20 protein-coding genes and 1 tRNA gene are annotated in these 22,834 nt (G+C 67.7%); 7 read left to right on the forward strand and 14 right to left on the reverse strand.

The genetic code is table 11. The annotated features are described in order from the left end of the window. Positions 1–177: 177 nt before the first annotated feature. Positions 178–2,946, reverse strand: a complete 2,769-nt coding sequence (polA, locus tag VVD47_RS15690; protein WP_327604429.1) for a DNA polymerase I — start codon at positions 2,944–2,946, stop codon at positions 178–180. Positions 2,947–3,167: 221 nt separating this feature from the next. Here polA and VVD47_RS15695 point away from each other — a divergent pair, with 221 nt between their 5' ends. Continuing rightward, entirely contained in the window at positions 3,168–3,896 is a 729-nt protein-coding gene (locus VVD47_RS15695; RefSeq protein ID WP_327604430.1) for a TIGR00730 family Rossman fold protein, read from the forward strand. 107 nt (positions 3,897–4,003) lie between these two features. After that, positions 4,004–4,975, forward strand: coding sequence for an N-acetyl-gamma-glutamyl-phosphate reductase (gene argC / locus VVD47_RS15700; protein WP_327604431.1), 972 nt, complete (start codon positions 4,004–4,006; stop codon positions 4,973–4,975). 96 nt (positions 4,976–5,071) lie between these two features. Here argC and VVD47_RS15705 read toward each other — a convergent pair whose 3' ends face one another. Beyond that, positions 5,072–5,902 carry an HDOD domain-containing protein gene (locus VVD47_RS15705; protein ID WP_327604432.1) on the reverse strand — a complete coding sequence of 277 codons (831 nt, stop codon included), beginning with the start codon at positions 5,900–5,902 and terminating at the stop codon, positions 5,072–5,074. A gap of 240 nt (positions 5,903–6,142) precedes the next feature. On the opposite strand from VVD47_RS15705, the gene VVD47_RS15710 reads away from it, so the two are divergent. From VVD47_RS15710 to ubiD, 4 genes are read left to right on the forward strand one after another with little or no spacing between them, the layout of a single operon-like run. Then, positions 6,143–6,697, forward strand: a complete 555-nt coding sequence (locus VVD47_RS15710; RefSeq protein ID WP_327604433.1) for a chorismate--pyruvate lyase family protein — start codon at positions 6,143–6,145, stop codon at positions 6,695–6,697. A 20-nt stretch (positions 6,698–6,717) separates the two neighbouring features. After that, positions 6,718–7,638, forward strand: a complete 921-nt coding sequence (gene ubiA / locus VVD47_RS15715; RefSeq protein WP_327604434.1) for a 4-hydroxybenzoate octaprenyltransferase — start codon at positions 6,718–6,720, stop codon at positions 7,636–7,638. A gap of 17 nt (positions 7,639–7,655) precedes the next feature. Continuing rightward, positions 7,656–8,225, forward strand: a complete 570-nt coding sequence (locus VVD47_RS15720; protein ID WP_327604435.1) for a DUF4124 domain-containing protein — start codon at positions 7,656–7,658, stop codon at positions 8,223–8,225. Continuing rightward, complete coding sequence (gene ubiD, locus VVD47_RS15725) at positions 8,222–9,694, forward strand: 4-hydroxy-3-polyprenylbenzoate decarboxylase (protein WP_327604436.1); 1,473 nt, start codon at positions 8,222–8,224, stop codon at positions 9,692–9,694. Before VVD47_RS15720 ends, ubiD begins: the two co-directional genes overlap by 4 nt. Before the next feature lie 45 nt (positions 9,695–9,739). On the opposite strand, the gene VVD47_RS15730 is transcribed toward ubiD, so the two are convergent. From VVD47_RS15730 to miaB, 12 genes are all read right to left on the reverse strand, one after another. Further along, complete coding sequence (locus tag VVD47_RS15730; protein WP_327604437.1) at positions 9,740–9,961, reverse strand: hypothetical protein; 222 nt, start codon at positions 9,959–9,961, stop codon at positions 9,740–9,742. A 164-nt stretch (positions 9,962–10,125) separates the two neighbouring features. Then, entirely contained in the window at positions 10,126–10,620 is a 495-nt protein-coding gene (locus VVD47_RS15735; RefSeq protein WP_327604438.1) for a hypothetical protein, read from the reverse strand. Further along, positions 10,617–12,101 (reverse strand): D-alanyl-D-alanine carboxypeptidase/D-alanyl-D-alanine endopeptidase, encoded by a 1,485-nt coding sequence (dacB, locus tag VVD47_RS15740; protein ID WP_327604439.1) that lies wholly within the window; start codon positions 12,099–12,101, stop codon positions 10,617–10,619. Before dacB ends, VVD47_RS15735 begins: the two co-directional genes overlap by 4 nt. A gap of 35 nt (positions 12,102–12,136) precedes the next feature. Beyond that, a complete protein-coding gene (locus VVD47_RS15745) occupies positions 12,137–13,378 on the reverse strand; it encodes a GGDEF domain-containing protein (protein ID WP_327604440.1) in 1,242 nt (413 codons plus the stop codon). A gap of 89 nt (positions 13,379–13,467) precedes the next feature. After that, positions 13,468–14,643 carry an FAD-dependent monooxygenase gene (locus VVD47_RS15750; RefSeq protein ID WP_327604441.1) on the reverse strand — a complete coding sequence of 392 codons (1,176 nt, stop codon included), beginning with the start codon at positions 14,641–14,643 and terminating at the stop codon, positions 13,468–13,470. Between the two features lie 5 nt (positions 14,644–14,648). Beyond that, on the reverse strand, positions 14,649–15,995 hold the full coding sequence (locus tag VVD47_RS15755) for an aminopeptidase P N-terminal domain-containing protein (protein WP_327604442.1): 1,347 nt from the start codon (positions 15,993–15,995) through the stop codon (positions 14,649–14,651). Between the two features lie 13 nt (positions 15,996–16,008). Beyond that, positions 16,009–16,380 carry a HepT-like ribonuclease domain-containing protein gene (locus VVD47_RS15760; RefSeq protein WP_327604443.1) on the reverse strand — a complete coding sequence of 124 codons (372 nt, stop codon included), beginning with the start codon at positions 16,378–16,380 and terminating at the stop codon, positions 16,009–16,011. Then, positions 16,373–16,663 carry a nucleotidyltransferase family protein gene (locus VVD47_RS15765; protein ID WP_327604444.1) on the reverse strand — a complete coding sequence of 97 codons (291 nt, stop codon included), beginning with the start codon at positions 16,661–16,663 and terminating at the stop codon, positions 16,373–16,375. The genes VVD47_RS15760 and VVD47_RS15765 overlap by 8 nt, the downstream gene beginning before the upstream one ends. Before the next feature lie 30 nt (positions 16,664–16,693). Further along, entirely contained in the window at positions 16,694–17,440 is a 747-nt protein-coding gene (locus tag VVD47_RS15770; RefSeq protein ID WP_327604655.1) for a nucleotidyltransferase family protein, read from the reverse strand. 5 nt (positions 17,441–17,445) lie between these two features. After that, entirely contained in the window at positions 17,446–18,474 is a 1,029-nt protein-coding gene (locus VVD47_RS15775) for a PhoH family protein (protein ID WP_443080990.1), read from the reverse strand. Next, positions 18,471–21,170 carry a zinc-dependent metalloprotease gene (locus tag VVD47_RS15780; protein WP_327604445.1) on the reverse strand — a complete coding sequence of 900 codons (2,700 nt, stop codon included), beginning with the start codon at positions 21,168–21,170 and terminating at the stop codon, positions 18,471–18,473. The genes VVD47_RS15775 and VVD47_RS15780 overlap by 4 nt, the downstream gene beginning before the upstream one ends. Beyond that, entirely contained in the window at positions 21,160–22,494 is a 1,335-nt protein-coding gene (miaB, locus tag VVD47_RS15785) for a tRNA (N6-isopentenyl adenosine(37)-C2)-methylthiotransferase MiaB (RefSeq protein ID WP_327604446.1), read from the reverse strand. The genes VVD47_RS15780 and miaB overlap by 11 nt, the downstream gene beginning before the upstream one ends. Positions 22,495–22,718: 224 nt before the next feature. Here miaB and VVD47_RS15790 point away from each other — a divergent pair. Beyond that, positions 22,719–22,795, forward strand: a tRNA-Met gene (locus VVD47_RS15790). Positions 22,796–22,834: the final 39 nt, after the last annotated feature.

Below are 22,834 nucleotides of genomic sequence, written 5' to 3' on the forward strand. Positions count from 1 at the left end.
CCGCACCAAGGCGGCAGCATTTCACGTTAGTTGGGACTGCGAACTTTCGCAAAACCCTTGTCGGCACTCGTTTTCCGGCCAGGCCGATGCGGCGGGGTGCTACAGGGTTTACGGCAGCGCCAGCCGGTAATCCAGTCGGAGTGCAGCTTTGCCGCGGGCGCGCCTTAATTGTGGTGTTCAGTGTGCCTGATCCCAGCTGTCTCCGCTCCCTACTTCGGCCAGCAACGGCACCTTCAGTTCGGCCACGCCCGACATGCGCTGCGGCAGGACATTTTTCACGTGCTCCAGCTCCGCGTCGGGGACTTCCAGGATCAGTTCGTCGTGCACCTGCAGCAGCAGGCGGCTGGCGAGGTTTTCCTCGCGGATCCAGTCGTAGACGTGGCGCATGGCCATTTTGACCAGATCGGCCGCCGTGCCCTGCATCGGCGCATTGATCGCCGCACGCTCGGCGCCCTGGCGCCGACCGACGTTGCTGCTCTTGATCTCCGGCAGCCACAGGCGGCGGCCGAACACCGTTTCCACGTAGCCCTTGTCGCGTGCGCTGCGGCGGGTGTCTTCCATGTAGGTGGCGACGCCGGGGTAGCGGGCGAAATAGCGGTCGATCCAGCCCTGGGCCGCGCCGCGTTCGATTTCCAGCGCCTTGGCCAGCCCGTGCGCGCTCATGCCGTAGATCAGGCCGAAATTGATGGTCTTGGCGTAGCGACGCTGGTCGCTGCTGACCTCGGCCGGCGTCACGCCGAACACCTCGGCGGCGGTGGCGCGGTGCACGTCCTCGCCGGCGGCGAAGGCCTGCAGCAGGCGCTCGTCGCCGGACAGGTGGGCCATGATGCGCAGCTCGATCTGCGAATAGTCGGCCGACACGATGCGCTTGCTGGGCGCGGCGATGAAGGCGGCGCGGATGCGGCGGCCTTCCGGCGTGCGGATCGGGATGTTCTGCAGGTTCGGGTCGGTGCTGGCCAGGCGGCCGGTGATCGCGCCAGTCTGCGAGAAGCTGGTGTGCACCCGGCCGGTCTGCGGATTCACGCTGCGCGGCAGCTTGTCGGTGTAGGTGCTCTTCAGCTTGGCGAAGCTGCGGTATTCCAGCAGCAGCTTGGGTAGCGGGTAGTCCAGCGCGAGCTGGGTCAGCACTTCTTCGTCGGTGCTGGGCGCGCCGCTGGGGGTCTTCTTCACTACCGGCAGCTTCTGGCGCTCGAAGAGGATTTCGCCGAGCTGCTTGGGGCTGTTGAGGTTGAAGGGCTGGCCGGCGGCGGTGTAGGCCTGCTGTTCCAGGTCCAGCATCTTGCGGCCGAGTTCATCGCTCTGCTGGGCGAGCAGGGTACTGTCGATCAGCACGCCCTCGCGCTCCATCGCCCACAGCACCTCCTGCACCGGTAGCTCGATGTCGCGATACACGCGCAGCAGCGAGGCGTCGTTCTCGATGCGCGGCCACAGCACGTTGTGCACACGCAAGGTGACGTCGGCGTCCTCCGCCGAGTAGTGCGTGGCCAGTTGCAGTTCCACTTCGTTGAAGCCGATCTGCTTGGCGCCCTTGCCGCACACGTCGGTGAAGCTCAGCGTCTGCAGGCCGGTGTAGCGGCTGGCGAGCTGGTCGAGGTCGTGGCCCTTGTCGCTCTCGTAGGCGGCGGATTCCAGCAGGGTGTCGTGCACCACGCCGCGGAAGCGGATGCCGTGGTTGGCCAGCACGTGCATGTCGTATTTCAGGTTCTGGCCGAGCTTGGGCTTGCTGGCATCTTCCAGCCAGGGCTTGAGGCGCGCCAGCGTGGCATCGAAGGGCAACTGGTCGGGCGCGCCAGGGTAGGTGTGCGCCAGCGGCAGGTAGGCGGCTTCGCCTTCCTGCACGCAGAAGCTCATGCCGACGATGCGTGCCTTCATCGGGTCCAGGCTGTCGGTCTCGGTGTCGAAGGCGGTCAGCGTCGCGGCATCGAGAATGACCAGCCAGCGGTTCAACTGGTCTTCGGTGAGGATGCACTCGTAGTTGTCGCGGTGGGCGGTGCCCTCGATGCGCTCAATGCTTTCTTCACGCGCGCCGGCCAGTGTCACGGCGGACAGGTCGGTGACGCGGGCGCTCACGGCAGCGGCTGCGGAGTCGGCCGGGCTGTCCTCGCCTTTCAGCTCACGCAGCCAGGTCTTGAATTCCCAGCGGGCGAATTGCTCGATCAGTGTGCCGGTGTCCGGCTCGCGCCAGGTCAGCGATTCCAGCGGCTCCGGCAAAGCCACGTCGGTGGCGATGGTCACGAGCTTGCGGCCCAGCGGCAGGAAGCCCAGCGCGCGGCGCAGGTTCTCGCCCACCACGCCCTTGATGTCGGCCGCGTGGGCCACGATGTTGTCGAGGTCGCCGTATTCCGCCAGCCATTTCACGGCGGTCTTGGGGCCGCACTTCTCGACGCCGGGCACGTTGTCGACGCTGTCGCCCACCAAGGTCAGGTAGTCGACGATGCGGCTCGGCGGCACGCCGAACTTTTCCATCACACCGGCTTCGTCCAGCGTCTCGCTGGTCATGGTATTGATGAGCTTGACGCCCGGCTGCACCAGCTGCGCCATGTCCTTGTCGCCGGTCGAGATGACGACCTCGAAGCCGCGCTCCACGGCCTGGCGCGCCAGGGTGCCTATGACGTCGTCGGCCTCCACGCCGTCCTGCACGATGATCGGCCAGCCCAGCGCCTGCGCACCCTTGCAGATCGGCTCCACCTGCAGGCGCAGGTCGTCCGGCATCGGCGGGCGATGCGCCTTGTATTCCGGGTACCAGTCGTCGCGGAAGGTCTTGCCCTTGGCGTCGAACACGCAGGCGGCGTGTGTCGCGCCGGTCTGTTCGCGCAGCGGGCGCAGCATGCTGAGCACGCCGCGCAGTGCGCCGGTGGGCTCTCCCGCCTTGTTGCGCAGGTCGGGCAGGGCATGAAAGGCGCGGTAGAGGTAGCTGGAGCCGTCTACGAGCAGCAGGATGGGCATGGCGGGGGCGGGCGCTGGATGAGGAAGGGGCAAGGCCTGTGAAGGCGCGGCCTGCGGAAACCCGGCGATTATCGCAGGTTCGTGTTCCCGGTCCCTTGCCTTGTCCCGCAGGGTGCTGCGGCGTAGCATCAGGGCTGTTTATAAACCCGACCCCGCGTAGCCGCGCGCCACCGCGACCTCTCGCGGCGCGTCCGCCGCAACCAGCCTCCCTCGCAAACTCCATGAGCGCAAAAGACAAGCTGCCCCCTTTCCGTGCCCCTTCCATCGGCGACGTGCATGACCAGGCGCGCGAAGCCTGGCGCATCTTCGGCATCATGTCGGAGTTCGTCGAGGCCTCCGAGCGCCTCAAGCCGATCCGCCCGGCCGTCAGCATCTTCGGCTCCGCGCGTACCAAGCCGGACCACCCGTACTACGAACTTACCGAGAAGATCGCGCGTCTACTTTCCGACGCAGGCTTCTCGGTCATCTCCGGCGGCGGCCCCGGCATCATGGAAGCGGCCAACAAAGGTGCCTTCTACGGCAAGAGCCCGTCGGTGGGGTTGAACATCCAGTTGCCCTTCGAGCAGAGCGGCAACCCCTACCAGGACGTGTCGCAGACCTTCCGCCATTTCTTCCCGCGCAAGGTGATGTTCGTACGCTTCGCGCAGGCCTACGTGGTGATGCCGGGCGGCTTCGGTACGCTGGACGAGATCATGGAGGCGCTGACCCTGATCCAGACCGGTAAGGGCCGCAAGATCCCCGTCATCCTGGTGTGCAAGGATTTCTGGGCGGGCCTGCTGGACTGGTTCAAGACCACCCTGCTCAGCGAAGGCATGATCGGCGAGAAGGACCTGAACCTCATCCAGGTGATCGACGAGCCGGAGAAGATCGTCGAGGCGATCTTCAAGCACTACGAACAGCGCGGCTTCGAGCCGTCGCCCACTGAACGCGAGCTGATGCTCAACCTGTGACATGCGTGAAAGGTGAAAAGTGAAAGGTGAAAAGTGAAAGGTGCCCTTGCGCGGCGCCCCGCATTTCACGTTTCACATTTCACTCTTCACCCCTTTAAGGTGTTTCCATGACGTACAAGGTTTTCATCGACGGCCGTTCCGGTACCACCGGTCTCAAGATCGACGAGCGCCTCGCCACGCGCAGCGATGTCGAGGTGATGACGATTCCCGACGCCGCCCGCAAGGACCCGAAGGCCAAGGCGGAATACATCAACGCCGCCGACGTCGTGTTCCTGTGCCTGCCGGACGCCGCGGCGAAGGAGTCCGTTGCGCTGCTGGCGCCGGACAACAGCCGCACCCGTGTGCTGGATGCCAGCACCGCGCACCGTGTCGCAGCCGGCTGGGTGTATGGCCTGCCGGAAATCTCGGCCGCGCATCGCAAGGCGCTGGAAGGTGCGCAGAAGGTCGCCGTGCCGGGTTGTCACGCCAGCGGTTTCATCCTGGCCGTGGCGCCGCTGGTGGCGGCCGGCGTGGTGCCGGCGGACTACCCGGCGACCTGTCATTCGGTGACGGGTTACACCGGCGGTGGCAAGGAGATGATCGCCACCTACGAAGAGCCGGCCGAGGGTGGCAACAAGCTGCCTGACAGCATGCTCAGCCCGCGCCAGTACGCGCTGGGTCTGGCCCACAAGCATCTGCCCGAGATGGCTGCGCTGTCCGGCCTGCAGAACAAGCCGCTGTTCAACCCCATCGTCGGCCCCTTCGCGCAGGGCATGCTGGTCACCGTGCCGCTGTTGCCCCGTCTGCTGCCGGGCAAGCAGGACGCGCGTGCCATCCACGCCGTGCTGGCGGATCACTACGCCGGTCAGACCTTCGTGAAGGTGATGCCCTTCGGCGACGACAGCGTGCTGGACGGTGGCTTCCTGCCGGCGACCGATTGCAATGGCACCAACCGCGCGGAGATCTTCGTGTTCGGCCATGCCGAGCAGGCGCAGGTCTGCGTGCGCCTGGACAACCTCGGCAAGGGCGCGTCCGGCGCGGCCATCCAGTGCATGAACATCGTGCTGGGCCTGGACGAGGCGACCAGCCTGGTGGCCTGAACCACCGCAAGCCGGTTCGCACCGGAAAGCACGCCTGAAAACAACGAGGCTCGCCGCGGCGAGCCTCGTTCGTTCATGGGGCCGATGCGACGGTCGTCAGGCCAGCATCTGGTTGGCGCTGGCCAGCAGCTCGCGGCTGTTGTCGATGACTTCTGCCAGCCGGTCCTTGTCCAGGACCACGCGCTCCAGCACCGCTGGCGACAGGTCGGCGATGATCTTGTCCGCCGCGTCTTCATGTTCCAGGCCGAAGGCGATCTGCGCCGCGATATGCACCACGGAGGCATGCGGGCTGGCCACGTCGTGCAACGGGTCGGCGTACCAGCGCAGCGCGCTCTGGATCACCGCCGGGAAATGCCAGAGCCGGGCCAGCTCCGCGCCCACCTCCGTGTGGTCGGTCTGCAGGTGAAGCTGCTCGATGGCGGCCAGTTCGGCGATGCTCAGGTCCTTGCAGTCCGCCGCAATCTGGCGCCCCTTCTCCGGAAACGCCAGGTCGATGAGCAGCACGCCCAGGCGATGCATCAGGCCCGCCGTGTAGGCGAACTCGCCGCTCAGCCCGGCCATCCTGCCGAGCTGGCGGGCGACACCTGCCGTGACCATGCCGTGCCGCCAGAAAGCCTGCAGGTCGATCCCCGGTACCTTGGTGAAGGCGCCGGTGACGCCGGAGGCGATGACGATGGTGCGCAGCGCGTTGAGGCCGATCACCGTCACCGCGTCGTCGATGGCGCCCACCTTGTGGCTGGCGCCGTAGTAACTGGAATTGGCCAGCCGCAGCACGCGCGCCGACAGGGACTGGTCCTGGCGCAACTGCTTCACCAGACCGCCGATGTCGGCGTCCTCGTCCTCCAGGCTGGCGATCATCTCCTGCACCACCTTGGGCATGCTGGGCAGGTTGGGAATGCTGGCGAAAAGCCTTTCCATGGGCGTCATGGCCGATCTCCGTCGTTGTGTGGGTGTGTGCTGCGGGCTTGTGTTGCCATCATCGGCGGAGCCCGCGACGGACTTGAGGCACGACGGACTGACGGCCATCCGGCCCAACCGGGCTATCATGCGCAACGCTCGCTGCGACGCTCCGGCGTATGCCGGCCAGCGTGATGGCAGCCCCGGCGCCGGCGTGTTCCGGGCTTCATTGTCCTTCTTTGTCCAACTCCTTCCTCCGACCGGTAGCACGTGAGTTCCGCCTTCGTCGAACGCTGGCAACGGCGCCCGCCCTTCCCGCCCCAGCACGCCCTGCATCCCTGGCTGACCGACGCCGGATCCCTCACCGCCCGCATCGCCGCACGTTGCGGCCGCGTCAGCGTGCGCCTGCTGTCGCAGCGCCTGGCCGTGCCGCGCCATGACGAAGCGCTGCTCGCCGGCGTGCGGCCCGGCCGCCGCGCCTGGTTGCGCGAGATCCTGCTGTGCGCCGACGGCGTGCCGGTGGTCTATGCAAGGTCGATCCTGCCGCGCACCGCGGTGCGCGGCGCCTGGATGATGTTCGCCGGCATCGGCAGCCGTCCGCTGGGAGCGGCGCTGTTTTCCGATCCCCTGATCGCCCGCAGCCCGCTGGCGGTGCACCGGCTGGACCGCCGGGACGCGCGCTATCATCGCGCCATCGCTGCGGCCGGCTCGAAGCAGCCGCCGGCCCTGTGGGCACGCCGCTCGCGGTTCGAACGGCAGGGCCGGGCCCTCGTCGTCTGCGAGATATTCCTGTCCGCCATCCTCGATCTTCCGGCCCAGCCCTGACGTCACTCCCACGCCCAACCATGTCCGCGTCCAAGCTCAGCCTCACCCAGCGCCTGACGGTCTACGAGCGCCTGATGCGGCTGGACAAGCCCATCGGCATCCTGCTGTTGCTGTGGCCCACCCTGTGGGCGGTATGGGCGTCCGCAGGTGGCACGCCCAGCCTGCTGGTGGTGTGGATCTTCACGCTGGGTACGGTGCTGATGCGCTCGGCCGGCTGCATCGTCAACGACTGGGCCGACCGTGATTTCGACGGCCATGTCGAGCGCACCCGGGCGCGACCGCTGGTTACCGGCGAGGTGAGCTCGCGCGAGGCGCTGCTGCTGGCCGCGGCGCTGTCGCTGGCGGCGTTCTGCCTCATCCTGCCGCTGCACAAGCTGGTGTGGGTGCTGTCGGTGCCGGCGCTTCTGCTTGCCGGTAGCTATCCCTTCACCAAGCGCTTCCTCGCCATCCCGCAGGCCTACCTCGGCATCGCCTTCGGTTTCGGTATTCCCATGGCATTCGCTGCGCAGCAGTTCGCGGTGCCGCCGGTGGCTTGGCTGATGCTGCTGGCCAACATCTTCTGGTGCATCGCTTACGACACCGAGTACGCCATGGTGGACCGGGAAGACGACGTGAAGATCGGCATCCAGACCGCCGCCATCACCTTCGGCCAGCGCGACGTGGCGGCGGTGATGGGCTGCTACGCCATAGCGCTGGCATTGCTGGCCTGGGTGGGCCACCTGCTGGCGCGCGGGCCGTATTACTACGCGGGCCTCGTCGTCGCGGCAGGGATCGCGGGCTACCACTACACGCTGATCCGCAACCGTGACCGTGAGCGCTGCTTCCGCGCCTTCCTGCACAACAACTGGTTCGGCGCTGCCGTCTTCTTCGGCTTGCTGGCCGACTACGCCCTGCATAGCGGCGTGCCCTTGCTGGCGCCCTTGCACGGCTTCGGTTTCTGACGGAGGAGGCAGGCGCAATGCTGCGAGTACTGGCCTTGATGCTTGTGCTGTTCGCGTCCACTACGGCGCTGTCCACGGTCTACAAATCGGTCGGACCGGACGGCAAGGTGACCTATAGCGACCGGCCGCCCGTGCAGGACAGCACGCCGACGAAGCAGGTGGACGGCGTCAGCGGCCGCCAGCGTCGTGACGAGGACGATCCGGTGAAAGCTGCCGGCATCGTCACCGGACACGAACTGGCGATGGACGCGGTGCTGCAGTTCTGCCGACGCGAAGTGCCAGCCACCAATGACGCGATTTCGCGCGCTCATCAGCAGTGGATGGAACGACACTCGGCGCTGATCGCCAAGGCCAAGGAAATCCAGCAGGACAATCTGGATACGCGGGAACGCCAGGCGCTGGCCGGCATCCTGCGACAGGCGTCGGCGTCCCTCGTCAATGGCCTGCGTCGCGCACCGGCGGATGAGCGCAACAAGACCTGTTCGGGCGCCTCCACGAAGATCGGTGCTTACGACGTGAACCTCATGGCCAACGCCACCCTGGTCAATACCCTCATGAACTACCGCAAGAAGCCGCGACCGCAATGAAGTACAAGGACCTCCGCGATTTCATCGCGCAACTGGAAGCGCAGGGCGAGCTGAAGCGCGTGCGCACCGAAGTCGATCCGCACCTGGAGATGACGGAGATCTGCGATCGCGTGCTGCGCGCGGGTGGTCCGGCCATCCTCTTCGAGAAGCCGAAGGGCCACGACATCCCCGTGCTGGGCAACCTGTTCGGCACGCCGGAGCGGGTCGCGCGCGGCATGGGCGAAAGCGGCAACGACTGGAGCAACGCGCTGCGCGAAATCGGCCGCCTGCTCGCCTTCCTGCGCGAGCCGGAACCGCCGAAGGGCTTGCGTGATGCCTGGGAGAAGCTGCCGATCTTCCGTCGCGTGCTCGACATGGCGCCGAAGGAGGTTTCCTCCGCGCCCTGCCAGCAGATCGTATGGGAGGGCAAGGATGTGGACCTGTCGCGCCTGCCCATCCAGCACTGCTGGCCGGGCGACGTGGCGCCGCTGATCACCTGGGGGCTGGTCGTCACGCGCGGGCCGGCGAAGAAGCGCCAGAACCTTGGCATCTATCGCCAGCAGGTGCTGGGGCCGAACCGCGTGATCATGCGCTGGCTGGCACATCGTGGTGGTGCGCTGGATTTCCGCGACTTCCAGCAGAAGAACCCGGGCAAGCCGTTTCCCGTGGCCGTCGTGCTGGGCTGCGATCCGGCGACCATCCTCGGCGCCGTGACGCCGGTGCCGGACACGCTGTCCGAGTACCAGTTCGCTGGCCTGCTGCGCGGTGGCAAGACCGAGCTGGCGAAGTGCATCGGCTCCGACCTGCAGGTGCCGGCCCGTGCGGAAATCGTGCTGGAAGGGGTGATCCACCCGGACGACATGGCGGCCGAAGGACCCTATGGCGACCACACCGGCTACTACAACGAGGTGGCCGAGTTTCCGGTGTTCACCATCGAGCGCATCACCATGCGCCGCAACCCCATCTATCACAGCACCTATACCGGCAAGCCGCCGGACGAGCCCGCGATGCTGGGCCTCGCGCTCAACGAGGTGTTCGTGCCACTGCTGCAGCGGCAGTTCACCGAGATCACCGACTTCTACCTGCCGCCCGAAGGCTGCAGCTACCGCCTCGCGGTGGTGAGCATGCGCAAGCAGTACCCGGGACATGCCAAGCGGGTGATGTTCGGCGTGTGGAGTTTCCTGCGCCAGTTCATGTACACCAAGATCATTATCGTGGTGGACGAGGACGTGAACGTCCGCGACTGGAAGGAGGTCATCTGGGCGATGACCACCCGCGTCGACGCGCGTCGCGACACGCTGATGGTCGATGACACCCCGATCGACTACCTGGATTTCGCCAGCCCCAAGTCCGGCTTGGGCAGCAAGATGGGCATCGATGCCACCAACAAGTGGCCGGGCGAAACCGACCGCGAGTGGGGTCGCCCCATCGTGATGGACGAGGCGGTGAAACAGCGGGTGGATGCCATGTGGTCGGAGCTGGGGCTCTGACCGGCGAGGGCCACCAGATTCATCCGGCGGCCCTGGCGGCGAAACTCAGGCGGCGATGCAGAGCGCGGGCAGTTCTTCGCTGGAAGCCCGTCGGCGCTCCACCTCCTTCAGCCGTGCCTGCAGGGTGAGGTAGGCGATCTCGAGATCGCGTGATGCGGCGAACAGGCCGGTGACGCATTGCTCGGCGACGGTGCGCTCAAGCTGGTGGCGATAGTCCTCGACGGACTGGTTCCATTGCTCATAGGCCTTTTGCAGTTGCTCGTCCATGACCTTCTTCTCCTTCTGATCGGGGCGAGGGACAGCCCCGTGTCTTCAAGATAGTCGGGGTCGGGGTGATGGCCCGTCGGTGCGCGCTGAACCGTGTGTCGGCCGTGACCTACGCGGAAGCAGATGTCACAAGCAATGCCACCACGAAATACACAACGCGCGGTTCATTGCTTCATGGGGCCGCGCACCATGTCGAGCCGGGCCACGATCATCATCAGCACGGCGAACAGTTCGTCGGTGGGGGATGCGTCGAAGATCTCCACCTCCAGGCCGGGTGGCCACAGTCCTGTCCGCGCATGGCGGGCCAGCGCCAGGGTCTCGTCGCGATGGACCAGGTGGAAGGCATCGCTGCCGAACTGGCGGCGCAGCCCGGCGCCGTCATGCGGGCCGCCGCACACTTCGAAGTGGCTGCCGGGGGCGAGGCGGCGCAGGCGCACCAGGGCGGTGGTCTCCGCGTAGCGCAGCGCCCATGCAGGCGACAGCGACAGGTAGCGGCGGCGGATCGTCGCCACCGGCTGGCCGAACCAGGCGACATGCCAGGTGGGAAAGAGCAGCCCGCTGGCGGCGGCTTCATAGACCAGCCGGTCGCTTTGCTCGCGCACGGTCATGCGTCCGCGCAGGGAAAGCAGGCGGTGGTCGACGACCAGCTTGCGGATCATGGCCGGCGCGCGGCCGCAGTCCTGACTGCCAGTTGCAGCAGCGCATCCACGTTGCCGACGTTGGGCTGGTTGATGATCACCACCAGCGCCTGCCAGCGGCCGCTGTCGTCCAGCACATAGCCGGCGAGGCCGGCCACGTCGCGCAGCGAGCCGGACTTCAGGTAGGCGCGACCGCTGTCGGGACGGCCGTCGAAGCGGCGGCGCGCCGTGCCGTCAAGGCCGGCGACCGGGAGTGAGGCCATCAGCTCCGGCATGCGCGGGCTGCCGAAGGCGTGCTGCAGCAGGGCGCCCAGATGCGCTGCGCTGATGCGCTCCTGCCGCGACAGGCCGGCGCCATTCTCCAGCACCAGTTCCGGGAAGTCCATGCCCTGCGCCTTCAGCCAGGTGCGCAGCGTGGTGCCGGCGTCGGTGGTGTTGCCGCCGCCCAGGCTGAGGTACAGCGCGCGCGCCATCACGTTGTTGGAAAACTTGTTGATGTCGCGCACCGCCTCGGCCAGCGGCGGCGAATCCCATGCGGAGAAAACCGCGGCGTCGAGCGGGGCGGGACCTTCGCGCAGGCGTCCCTGCCAGTTGCCGCCCATCTCCTGCCACAGCTGGCGGACGATGCCCTCCGGCCATTGCAGGCCCTCCGGCACGGCGAGGTTGAGGATGCGTTCGCCACATGACGCAGGCATCTGTCCGTCGAGCACCAGTTGCAGTCCGCGCGAGTCGGCCGTCAGGGGCGTGTCCATGCGTCCGCGCCAGTCCGGGCACGGGCCGGGCACCGCGCGCAGGCGATTGACGATGCGCAGGTTGGCCGACGGCACCAGGCTGACCGCATCGATGCCGTTCGCGGCCGGTGCCAGGCGCACGCTCAGCGCGTTGAAGTTGGCCAGCAGCGCGCTGGGCTGTGCGTTGTAGGCGCGCTGGGCACCGTCGTCGTCGGCCAGCGTGGAAGGTCGCGGAGGCGCGGTGAAGCGGCCCGCGTCGATGACGATGTCGCCACGGATGTCGCGCAGGCCGCGCGCGCGCCAGTCGCGCAGCCAGGCGCCGAGCCGGTCCCAGGTGAGCGTCGGGTCGCCGCTGGCGATGACATGCAGGGGGCCGCGCAATACGCCGTCCTGCAGCGGCGCGCCCAGCCTGGCGGTGGTCTGCCAGCGCCAGTTGGGCCCCAGCATTTCCAGCCCGGCCTGGGTCGTCAGCAGCTTGATGAGCGAGGCCGGGTTGAAGGGCTGGATGGCGTTGTGCTGCAGGCTGGCGGTGCCACCCTGTGCCGGCGCGATCCACACCGTGATGGCGCTCTCCGGAATGCCGGCGGCATTGGCGCTGCGTGCCAGTTCGGCGGGCAGTTCCGCGTGTGCCGTGCTGCTGCCGACCGCGAGCAGCAGGCAGGCGGTAGCGAGGGCCGCGATGACAGGGGAGAGGAGCGGGGCGAGGAAAGGGGAGAGGCGCGGGAAAACGCGCAGGGAAAAGCTCGGGGAGAGGGAAGGCTGCTGGGGCAAGGGGCTGGCTCCGGTGGGGCGGTGCCCGGCTTGCGTCAGGACACCATGACGACGCAGTTGCGTCCTTCTTCCTTGGCGAGGTACAGGGCCTGGTCGGCCGCCTGCACCAGTGTCGCGCTCAGCGCACCGGCGTTCGGCACGCTGCCCGCCACGCCGATGCTGATGGTGACGCGCTGATGCGGGCTCGACTCATGCGGCAGGCGTGCCACGTATACCGCGTTGCGCAGTTGCTCGGCAAGCTTGCGGGCGGCGTCCGGCGGCGTATCCGGCAACAGGACCGCGAACTCCTCGCCGCCGTAGCGCGCCACCATGTCCATGGGGCGGCGCAGGCTGTCGCGGAAGATGCCGCCCAGCCAGCGCAGGCAGTCGTCGCCCGCCTGGTGCCCGTAGGTGTCGTTGAAGCGCTTGAAGTAGTCGACGTCGATGAACAGCAGGGACAGCGACTGCTGCTGCCGGATGGCGTTGCGGTGCAGGCGCATCAGGCGTTCGTCCAGTTCGCGACGGTTGGCCAGGCCGGTCAGCGGGTCGCTGGAGGCCTGCGCGGAGAGGTTTTCGTTGGCGCTTGCCAGCCGCCGCTGGGTGATGCCGCCCAGCAGGCCGTTGGCGAAGGCGATGCGGCGCTCCAGTTCGAGGTTGCGGCGCACGGTCAGGCTGATGATGCAGGCCACCAGCATGCCGCCCAGGGCGAGGCACTGTTCCACCGGGCGCCCCTCGTAGTGGGCGGCCTCCTGAGCGAGGTACAGCAGCAGCATGCCGGCGGTGAAGCCGAAGGCGATGCGGTAGCGCAGCTGCGCGACGAGGTTGCCGATCAGCATGGCGAGGATCAGCAGGAGATCGAACTGCGCGACCGGTGCCGCGTCGCTGAGGATCGCGAAGAGCACCTGGGTGGCCGCCATGACGAGGATCAGGCCGGCCACCAGCGACTCCCGCAGGCGTTCCCAGTGGGCGCGCGGCATCCACAGGAGGCACACCAGCACCAACGGGGTGACGATGGCGTAGCGGATCAGCCAGGCGGTTTCGAGGATGTCCGGCAGCAGGAACAGATCGACGGCGCCGAGCAGCACGAAGATGACGAGCACCGCGCCCAGTGCGCGTTGCAGGCGTACCAGGCGCTGCGGCCTGCCCTGGCTGTCGAAGCGGGCATCCAGTTCGGCCGGAAAGCGCAGGCTGCGTGGCGCCTGGGCGAGCCAGGCGCGGGTTTGCTCCTCCAGCCTGTCGAGCTTGCCCACGTCGTCCGGCAGTGCCTGCCAGGCGTGTTGCAGTTCGTTGGGGGCCATGTCTTTCTTGTGAGGCGCCGTGGAAGAGGGCGCGTATTCCGTTTAACGGAATCTCACCTTCTGACTTGATGCACCGAGCGTGCCGCCTGTCACGGCCAGGCGCGTGCGCCGAACAGCATGCGCTTGGCCACGAAGTGGCGCAGCGGCGGCACGATGTCCAGCGCCAGCAGGGCCGCGCCACGGACGTGGGTGAGCAGCGGATTGGGCGTGGAAAAGATGCGCACCAGCGAATCGGTGAAGCCGATGGTGCCGGCGCGGTCCAGCAGGCGGCCACGGGCGTAGCGGGCCAGCAGCACCGGATCGCCGGGGTCGGCCGCGCCGCGCAGCGTGTCGGCCAGCTCCCAGGCGTCGCGCAGGGCGAGGTTGAAGCCCTGGCCGGCGACGGGGTGCAGGGTCTGCGCGGCATTGCCCAGCCAGGCCATGCGTTTGCCGACCGAATCGCGCCGCACGCGCAGGCCCAGCGGATAGCGGGCGCGCTCGCTGACGGCACCGAACCGGACGGCCGGACCGAAGGCGAGTTGCAGGGCGTCGCGCAGCGCCGCGTCGTCCAGCGCGTAGAGCGCATCCACCCGCGCAGCGGGCAGCGTCCACACCACGCTGTAGTCGTGCCCCAGGGGCAGCAGGGCGATGGGGCCGTCGGGCGTGAACCGTTCCCAGGCGAGCCCGCCGTGCGGGGCCAGCGGCCGCACGCGGCACAGCAGGGCGTGCTGGTCGTAGTCGCGTTCGAAGCTGCGGCCCGCGTCCTTGTCGATGGCGCCCTCGCAGCTGAGGGCGAGCTTCGCGGCCACGGGCACGCTGTGGGCCGTGCCTGTCTCACCCAGCAGCAGGGCCCGGTCCTCGTTGGCCTCGACACCCTGGACGGCAATGCCGTGACGGATCGCGATGCCGCGTTGCCCGCAGGCCTGCAGCAGCGTTTCCACCAGCGCCTGTGCCGGCAGCACGTAACCGAGGGCGGGCAGCCCGTAGTCGTCCGCCTGCATCAGCGTGCGGCCGAGCGCACCGCGTTGAGAAACGTGGATGCGGCTGATCGGCGTGGCCTGCGTGGCCGGCCAGGCGCCCAGCTTTTCCAGCAGCATGCGGCTGCCGTGCGACAGGGCCAGCACCCGGGCGTCGCGCAGCGGCGTGTCGGCTGCGCGCGCATCGATCAGGGTCGGTTCCCGCCCGGCGGCCTGCAGTGCGAGTGCGGTGGCCAGCCCCAGCGGGCCGGCGCCGATGATCGCGACGTCCAGCGTCGCGGCCGTGCTTGCTTCGGTTGTCGCAGCCATCGTGGCTAGTTCTGCATGACTGCTTCGACCTCGGCGACCGTCCTGGGCGTGCCGAGGGTGAGGATGTCATGGCCGTCGGCGGTGATCAGCACGTCGTCCTCGATGCGGATGCCGATGTTCCAGAAGGCTTCCGGCACGTCGTCGGCGGGGCGGATGTAGCAGCCTGGCTCGATGGTGATGACCATGCCGGGCATCAGCGGCCGCCAGTTGCCGGCCTGCTTGTACTCGCCGGCGTCATGCACGTCCATGCCCAGCCAGTGGCCGGTGCGGTGCATGTAGAAGCGGCGGTAGCTGCCGTTCTCCAGCACCTCATCCAGGCTGCCGGACAGCAGCTTCAGGTCCAGCATGCCCTGCGCCAGCACGCGCACCGCCGCTTCGTGCGTGCGGTCGTAGGCCTGGCCGGGGCGGGCCTCGGCCAGCGCGGCGTCCTGCGCGGCCAGCACCAGTTCGTACACGTCGCGCTGCGGGCCGCTGAACCTGCCGTTCACCGGAAAGGTGCGGGTGATGTCGGAGGCATAGCCGTCCAGCTCGCAGCCGGCGTCGATCAGCAGCAGGTCGCCATCGCGCAGCACGCAGTCGTTCTCGACGTAGTGCAGCACGCAGGCATTGGCGCCGCCGGCCACGATGGAGGTATAGGCCGGCGCCTGGGCACCGTGCAGGCGGAATTCATGCAGCAGCTCGGCCTCGATCTCGTACTCGAAGCGGCCGGGGCGGGTGGCGCGCATGGCGCGGGCATGGGCACCCCCGCTGATGCCGCCGGCCCGGCGCATCGTGGCGACCTCGTGCGCGTCCTTGATGAGGCGCATCTCGTCGAGTACGGCGCGGATGTCGCGGATGTCCACCGGCGCCACCTGGCCGCTGCGTGACGCCGCGCGCACCGCGTTGATGGCCTCGAACACGCGCGCATCCCACTGCGTGTCGTAACCCACCGAGTGCCACACGGCGCCGCGGTTGCCGAAATAACCCGGCAGCTTGTCGGCCAGTACGTCGATGGCATGTGCCTCGTCGAAACCGAAGGCCTCGCGCGCGCCATCCGGCCCGTGGCGGAAGCCGTCCCAGATCTCGCGTTCCTCGTGCTTGGTGCGGCAGAACAGCACGCTCTGCGCACTGTCGCCATCCACGACCAGCAAGAGCACGGCCTCCGGTTCCCGGAAGCCGGTGAGGTAGTAGAAGTAACTGTCGTGCCGGTACAGGTAATGGGTGTCGCGGTTGCGATGCACCTCCGGTGCCGTCGGCACGATGGCCACGCCACCCCCGGCGGCGCGCAGGCGGCGCGCCAGTTCGTCGCGGCGGGCGCGGAAGACGGTGGTGTCGAGGCTGTGGCGGGCGGTGACAGGATCAGGGGCGTTCATGCGGATTTCCTTGTCAGTCGTCTTCTTCAGTGCCCAGTTGCTGGTGCAGGCGCTGAAGCTGTTCCAGCAGGCGTGGAATTTCGTCCTGGACGATGCTCCACACGATGTCGTCGTCGATGCCGAGATAGCCGTGGATCAGGCGGTTGCGTGTTGCGACGACAAGGCGCCAGGCAATCCCGGGAGAGTTGTCACGAACATCCTGGGGAATGTGTGTCGCAGCTTCGCCGATCAGTTCGATATTGCGCAAGCTTGCATCACGAACCAGGTCATTCTTCCCGAACGCCGCGCGGTCGAGGCCGTGGGTGTAGTGAAGGACCTTCTCGCAGAACGAGATCATGTCCGTGAGATAGAAACGCCAGGCGCGAGCCCGGGGTTGTTCAGACACGAATCGCCTCGGGCTCGATGAAGCACTTCAGCTCCGGGCGCAGCGCCTTGCCGGTCACGAGATCCACCGGGCGCCCCAGGAGATCTTCCAGGTAGAACTGGACACCGAAGAAGCGTTGCGCATCGGCGGGCCCGTCAAAGTCGACCAGTACATCCACGTCGCTGTCCGTGCTGGCGTCGTTGCGCGCCGTCGAGCCGAACAGGGCCAGCGTGGTCACGCCAAAACGCCTGCTCAGCTCGGGCTTGTGGTCACGCAGCAGGGCAAGGGCAATGGAACGATCCATGGTGGCCGTCTCCGTCACATGAGGCATGCCTTATTGTAGCCGCAGCGCTGCATCCAGCTCCGCCAGCCGCTGTGGCGTGCCGACGTCAACCCAACGGCCGTCGTAGCGCTCGCCACCGAGCCGACCGGCGTCGCGGGCGGCGAACAGCAGTGGTGCGAGCTTGGCCTTCTCGCCCCGCGTGATGCCGTCGAACAGGCGAGGGTCGTAGACGCCCAGGCCGGAGAAGGTCAGCTTGCCGCTGTCGGCATCGACGATGCGGTTTTCCTGCAGCGCGGGGTCGGTATCCGCACGTAGCGCGGGATCGGAGTTCGCACGTAGCGCAGGATCGGAGTTCGCACGTAGTGCGAAGTCACCTTGCGGGTGGTGCTCGGGATTGGCCACGAGGGCGAGGTGAGCGAGATCGCCATGCGCGACGGCCTGCCGGCCACGTGCTGCGAAGGCCGCGATGTCGATGTCGCAGAACACGTCGCCGTTCAGCACGAGGAAGGTCTCGTCGCCGAGCAGCGGCAGCGCCTGCGCGATGCCACCGGCGGTTTCCAGTGCCTCGGCTTCCGGCGAATACGCGATGCGCGCCCCAAAGCGGCTACCGTCGGCCAGCGCATCTTCGATCTGCTGGCCGAGGTGGGCGTGGTTGATGACGATGTCGCGCAGGCCGGCGGCGACCAGCCGCTCGATGTGCCACACGATCAGTGGCTTGCCGGCCACCGGCAGCAGCGGCTTGGGCGTGTGGTCGGTCAGCGGACGCATGCGCTCGCCGCGACCGGCGGCGAGGATCATCGCCTTCATCCGCCGTGACCTTCCTGGCCTTGGGCGTCCTTCTGGCGTTGCTCGCGTTCGCGATGCTCGTCGGCGCGCTCATACGCCTCGACGATGCGTGCCACCAGCGGGTGGCGTACCACGTCTTCCTTCTGGAAGCGCAGGGTGGCGAGGCCGCGCACGCCGTCGAGGATGTTCAGGGCTTCACGCAATCCGCATTTCTGGCCGCGTGGCAGGTCGATCTGGGTGAGGTCGCCGGTGACCACCGCGCGCGAGCCGATGCCGATGCGGGTGAGGAACATCTTCATCTGTTCCGGCGTGGTGTTCTGCGCTTCGTCGAGGATGATGAAGCTGCGGTTGAGCGTGCGGCCGCGCATGAAGGCCAGCGGGGCGACTTCGATGGCCTGGCGCTCGAACAGCTTGGCCACCTTGTCGAAACCCATCAGGTCGTACAGCGCGTCGTACAGCGGGCGCAGGTAGGGGTCGACCTTCTGGGCGAGATCGCCGGGCAGGAAGCCGAGGCGTTCGCCGGCCTCCACTGCGGGACGGGTCAGCACGATGCGCTCCACCTGTTCGCGCTCGAAGGCATCCACTGCGCAGGCCACGGCGAGGAAGGTCTTGCCGGTGCCGGCGGGACCGATGCCGAACGTGATGTCGTGTTCCTGGATCTGCTTGATGTACTCGACCTGTCGCGGCGTGCGGCCGTGCAGGTCGTGCTTGCGGGTCAGCAGGCGTGGCGTGGCGTGGCTGGCGTCGCCATGCTTCTGCAGCTCGATGATGCCGAGCTGGATGTCGTCCACGCTCAGCGGCTCCGCGGCGTTGGCGTAGAACTTCTGGATCGCCAGCGCCGCGCCGCGCACGACGTCGGGCTCGCCACGCAGGGTGAAGTGCTCCCCCCGGCGGGCGATGGCGATGTCGCAGGCAGCCTCGATCTGGCGCAGGTTTTCGTCCAGCGCGCCGCACAGGTTGGCCAGGCGCGCGTTGTCCAGCGGCGTCAGCGTGAATTCCAGCGGACGCGGGCGGCGCACCGGGGCGGGCGTTTCACGGGTTCTCAAGACGGCACCTTGGTGAGCGAGGCGCGCAGCGCTTCGTCGATGGACGCGATGCTCTCGTCGATGTGCGCCCGCGCTTCCGGCGACAACCTGCCCTGGCCGCGCGCGCCTTGCAGCGTCTTGCGCAAGGTCTGGACCTCGGCACGGGCCAGGCTGCGGGCATCCGCCGGCAGGCCGGCGCTGGGACGCACGACGATGTTGGTGAGCCGTTGCAGGTGCGCGCGTTGCAGGTTGCGACGCATCAGCGGAATGTCACCGTTGCGGCCGAGCTCGCTCCAGATGTCGCGGCGCAGGCGGTCGTACAGTTCGGCCACGGTCAGCGGCGGCGCACCGGTGGCGATCATCGAGCCTTCCTGCAGGCGCTGGGCGACCCGCTCGAACATCAGTTGGTCGAGCACGCCCTGCTGCATGGCGAGGATCACGCGCAGGATCTGTAATTGCGGGTTGGAGGTCGTCTCGGGGTCCAGCAACTGGTCGTCGCGGTCCAGATAGTTCGGCACCAGGCGGGCCAGCAGCGGCGCCGGAATCTGCAGGCTGTCCGGCCGGAAGAGATTGCGCGACAGGCTGTCGAGCGCGGCGCGCTGGGTGGCCGCCGGAACGGGCGACAGCGGCGGGCGTTCCGACGCGCTGGTGCGGCGGCTCACGTTGAGGCCGCCGACGACGCGGGCGAGGGTGCGGGCGGTGGTGTTGAGCGCGTTGAGGCTGCCGACCACGGCTGCGCGCGGCTCGGCGTAACGGGTGGCGTCGGAGGCGGTGAGCTTGCTGGCCCAGTCGATCACCTCGCGGCTCTGGCCGAGGCGGCGCTCGAAGTAGGCGCGGGCGTCGTTGCCGAGATCGAAGCGGGTGATCAGGGGGTCGATGCTGTCGGCTTCGTAGTCGTTGCCGAAGATCAGCATTGGCTCCGTCTCGCCACGGCGGGCGATCGCCTCCAGTTCGCGTTGCGCCTGCGCCGGGTCGGCCTGCGCAATGTCGCGGTAGCCGTACTCGATGGCCCAGTAGTCGTAGGGGCCAAGGCGGTTGCGCGTCACCGGCTGCCGGTCGATGTTGCGTTCCGGCAGATAGGTGGGCACGTAGTCCATCACCGAGGCCGCGGTGCCGTACCGCGCGACGAAGGCCGGGTCCTGCAGCTGCTTCAGCGAGTAGGCGCTGGAGGCACGGAAGTTGTGCATCAGCCCCAGCGCATGGCCGGCCTCATGGGCGATCACGCCGCGCAGCGCTTCCTGCACGAAGCGTTCGGCCTCCGGGCTGCCCGGGTCCATCTGGCCGCGTGCGACGAGGACATCCATCGCGTTGTGCATGTCCTCCAGGGCCTCGACCGCGTAGCTGCAGTGCTCGTCGTGCGTGTGCGGCGTGGCGGCGTGCAGGGCGTCGAGAAGGCCACCGAGGAAGCGCCGTTCGTTGCGTGCGGCGCGGGTCCAGGATTCCGACACGATGATGTCGGCATCGAGGATCTCGCCGGTGCGCGGATCGATCTGGCTCGGCCCCATGGCGAGACCGGCGTCGGTGGAGGCGAACCAGCGCACCGAGGCGTGTTCGCGGTCCTGCGTCATGAAGTCGGCGTCGGCAGCCTGCTGTTCGACGACGATGGCGTTCTTGTAGCCGATGCGCTCGAAGGCCTCGTTCCACATCAGCAGGCCCTGGCGCACGCTGTCGCTGTAGCGCTCGGGGATGTTGCGGTCGAGCCAGAAGGTGATCGGCTTCACCGGTTCCGACAGCGCGGCGGCCGGCTCCTTCTTTTCCAGCCGCCAGCGGCGGATGTAGCGCACGCGCGGATTCACCGCGTCGTCGTTGCTGAAGTCCCAGCGGGTGACGTTGAAGTAGCCCACGCGCGGATCGGCCTGGCGGGGCGACATGGGGTCCGGCAGGGCCGAGAAGCTGTAGTGGTAGCCCAGCAGCAGGCTGCGCGGATCGGGCGCCGTGGCACTCAGCGGCGCTGCCGGGCTCTGGCCCGGCGGCGGCAGGGACAGGCGGCCCAGCGCGTAGTGCATGCGGATGTCGAAACTGGTTTCCTGCGCGGTGTTGCGCAACCGCGTGATGGCCGAGTTGCCGCGGTCGAAGGCATAACCTTGGCGATAGACGTTCTCCAGACGGGAAGCCATGCCCGGGATGTCGGTCAGCAACAGCGCGGTGGCGTCCACCAGCACCGCCTTGTTGTCGGGATTCGGCTGGCTGGCGATCGGGGCGACCGCGAGGATGCTCTCCGGGAAGCTCTGGCGCACGGCCAGCGCCATGGCGGGGTCGCGCGACAGGTGGCGGGTGTTCTGCTCGACCAGCATCACGCGGTCGGTGGTGCGGCGGAAGGTCACCACCAGGCCGTCTTCCATGAGGCCGGCCCAGATGCCGCGTTCGCCCATGCCCTGGGTGCGCTGGATGGCGAAGAAGAAGGGGCGCTCGAAGTCCTTCTCCTGCACCTCGATCCAGAAGCGGTCTTCCTTCACCCAGATCGGGAAGAAGCCGTCGATGCGACGGGCACCGCTGAGGGTCTCCTTGAAAGGCTTCTGCCCCTGCGGACTGCCGGGGGTCGCGGTGACGACGGTGGCAGCCGGTGCGGCGGCGGGGGCCGACTGGGCGGCAGGCGCGGAGGCGTCTGCCGCGGGCTTCGCGGGCGGGGCGGGTTTGTCCGCTTGAGGTTGCAGCTGTGCGCAACCGAGCAGCAGGCCCAGCGCCGCCAGGAGACTCAGACCGGTTTCAAACCGCAATGCGTACCTCGCCTCTCAGGGAATGCGGCAGCGCCGCGGTGATGTCGACTTCGATGAAGTGCCCGATCTGTCGCGGATTGCCGGGGAAGTTCACGATGCGGTTGTTGTCGGTGCGACCCATCATTTCGTTCGGGTCCTTGCGCGAAGGGCCTTCCACGAGGATGCGCTGCACCGTGCCCACCATGTCCCGGCTGATCGACTGGGTGTGGGCCTCGATGTGCTTCTGCAGGCGCGACAGGCGCGCGAGCTTCACTTCCTGCGGCGTGTCGTCGGCGAGATCGGCCGCCGGGGTGCCGGGGCGGGCGCTGTAGACGAAGCTGAAGGAGTTGTCGAAGCCGACGTCCTCGATGAGCTTCATGGTCTGCTCGAAATCCGCATCCGTCTCGCCCGGGAAGCCGACGATGAAGTCGGACGACATCGACAGGTCCGGACGCGCGGCACGCAGCTTGCGCACGATGGCCTTGAATTCCAGCGTGGTGTAGCCGCGCTTCATGGCGGCCAGCACGCGGTCGGAGCCGGACTGCACCGGCAGGTGCAGTTGCGACACCAGCTTGGGCAGGCGCGCATAGGCGTCGATGACGCGCTGGCTCATCTCACGCGGGTGCGAGGTGGTGTAGCGGATGCGCTCGATGCCGGGCATGTCGTGCACGCAGTCGAGCAGGAAGGCGAAGTCCTCGATCTCTTCGCCGCCCTTGGTCAGCGGCGCGCGCCAGGCGTTCACGTTCTGGCCCAGCAGGGTCACTTCCTTGACGCCTTGCTCGGCCAGGTTGGCGATCTCGGTGAGGATGTCGTCCAGCGGGCGCGACACTTCCTCGCCACGCGTGTAGGGCACGACGCAGAAGGTGCAGTATTTGGAGCAACCTTCCATGATGGACACGAAGGCGCTGGCGCCTTCCACGCGGGACGGCGGCAGGCTGTCGAACTTCTCGATCTCCGGGAAGCTGATGTCGACCTGCGAGCGGCCGCTTTCCTTGCGTTTCGCGATCAGGTCCGGCAGGCGGTGCAGGGTCTGCGGGCCGAACACCACGTCCACGAAAGGCGCGCGCTGCACGATGGCGGCGCCTTCCTGCGAGGCTACGCAGCCTCCCACGCCGATGATCAGGTTGGGGTTCTGCTGCTTCAGGTGGCGCACCCGGCCGAGGTCGTGGAACACCTTTTCCTGCGCCTTCTCACGCACCGAGCAGGTGTTGAACAGGATGACGTCGGCGTCCTCGGGGTTCTCGGTCTTGGTGAGGCCGTCGGTGGCACCGAGCAGGTCGGCCATCTTGTCCGAGTCGTATTCGTTCATCTGGCACCCGAAGGTGCGGATGTAGAGCTTTTTCATGGAGCGGAATGGAGCGGTGTTCATGCGGCCCGAGACGGGCCGGCACGGCTGAAACGGGCCCGCAAAGGCCAATCCGCAATGGTCTTTGATCGGCTTTGTGAAGTCAATCGAATGGCTGGCAAGCTCATGAAAAATCAGCGTTTTGTGCGGACGGAAGGCCTGCTTCGGTCTCTGGCGGGGCTTGACGCTATGCAATACGCCCGGCTATATTCGCGGGCTCACGTGGTGATGTAGCTCAGATGGTTAGAGCGATGGATTCATAACCCATAGGTCGGCGGTTCGATCCCGCCCATCACCACCACCGGATTCGAAAGCCGCTGCGCCGGAAGGTTCAGCGGCT

Origin of the sequence: Uliginosibacterium sp. H1 (assembly GCF_036017065.1) — a bacterium.
Lineage (GTDB): Bacteria > Pseudomonadota > Gammaproteobacteria > Burkholderiales > Rhodocyclaceae > Uliginosibacterium.

Bases quoted from the DNA above. Each gene is read 5' to 3' on its own strand.
- polA (WP_327604429.1), bottom strand. From the start codon at position 2,946: ATGCCCATCCTGCTGCTCGTAGACGGCTCCAGCTACCTCTACCGCGCC.
- VVD47_RS15695 (WP_327604430.1), top strand. From the start codon at position 3,168: ATGAGCGCAAAAGACAAGCTGCCCCCTTTCCGTGCCCCTTCCATCGGC.
- argC (WP_327604431.1), top strand. From the start codon at position 4,004: ATGACGTACAAGGTTTTCATCGACGGCCGTTCCGGTACCACCGGTCTC.
- VVD47_RS15705 (WP_327604432.1), bottom strand. From the start codon at position 5,902: ATGACGCCCATGGAAAGGCTTTTCGCCAGCATTCCCAACCTGCCCAGC.
- ubiA (WP_327604434.1), top strand. From the start codon at position 6,718: ATGTCCGCGTCCAAGCTCAGCCTCACCCAGCGCCTGACGGTCTACGAG.
- VVD47_RS15720 (WP_327604435.1), top strand. From the start codon at position 7,656: ATGCTGCGAGTACTGGCCTTGATGCTTGTGCTGTTCGCGTCCACTACG.
- ubiD (WP_327604436.1), top strand. From the start codon at position 8,222: ATGAAGTACAAGGACCTCCGCGATTTCATCGCGCAACTGGAAGCGCAG.
- VVD47_RS15730 (WP_327604437.1), bottom strand. From the start codon at position 9,961: ATGGACGAGCAACTGCAAAAGGCCTATGAGCAATGGAACCAGTCCGTC.
- VVD47_RS15735 (WP_327604438.1), bottom strand. From the start codon at position 10,620: ATGATCCGCAAGCTGGTCGTCGACCACCGCCTGCTTTCCCTGCGCGGA.
- VVD47_RS15745 (WP_327604440.1), bottom strand. From the start codon at position 13,378: ATGGCCCCCAACGAACTGCAACACGCCTGGCAGGCACTGCCGGACGAC.
- VVD47_RS15750 (WP_327604441.1), bottom strand. From the start codon at position 14,643: ATGGCTGCGACAACCGAAGCAAGCACGGCCGCGACGCTGGACGTCGCG.
- VVD47_RS15755 (WP_327604442.1), bottom strand. From the start codon at position 15,995: ATGAACGCCCCTGATCCTGTCACCGCCCGCCACAGCCTCGACACCACC.
- VVD47_RS15765 (WP_327604444.1), bottom strand. From the start codon at position 16,663: ATGGATCGTTCCATTGCCCTTGCCCTGCTGCGTGACCACAAGCCCGAG.
- VVD47_RS15770 (WP_327604655.1), bottom strand. From the start codon at position 17,440: ATGATCCTCGCCGCCGGTCGCGGCGAGCGCATGCGTCCGCTGACCGAC.
- miaB (WP_327604446.1), bottom strand. From the start codon at position 22,494: ATGAAAAAGCTCTACATCCGCACCTTCGGGTGCCAGATGAACGAATAC.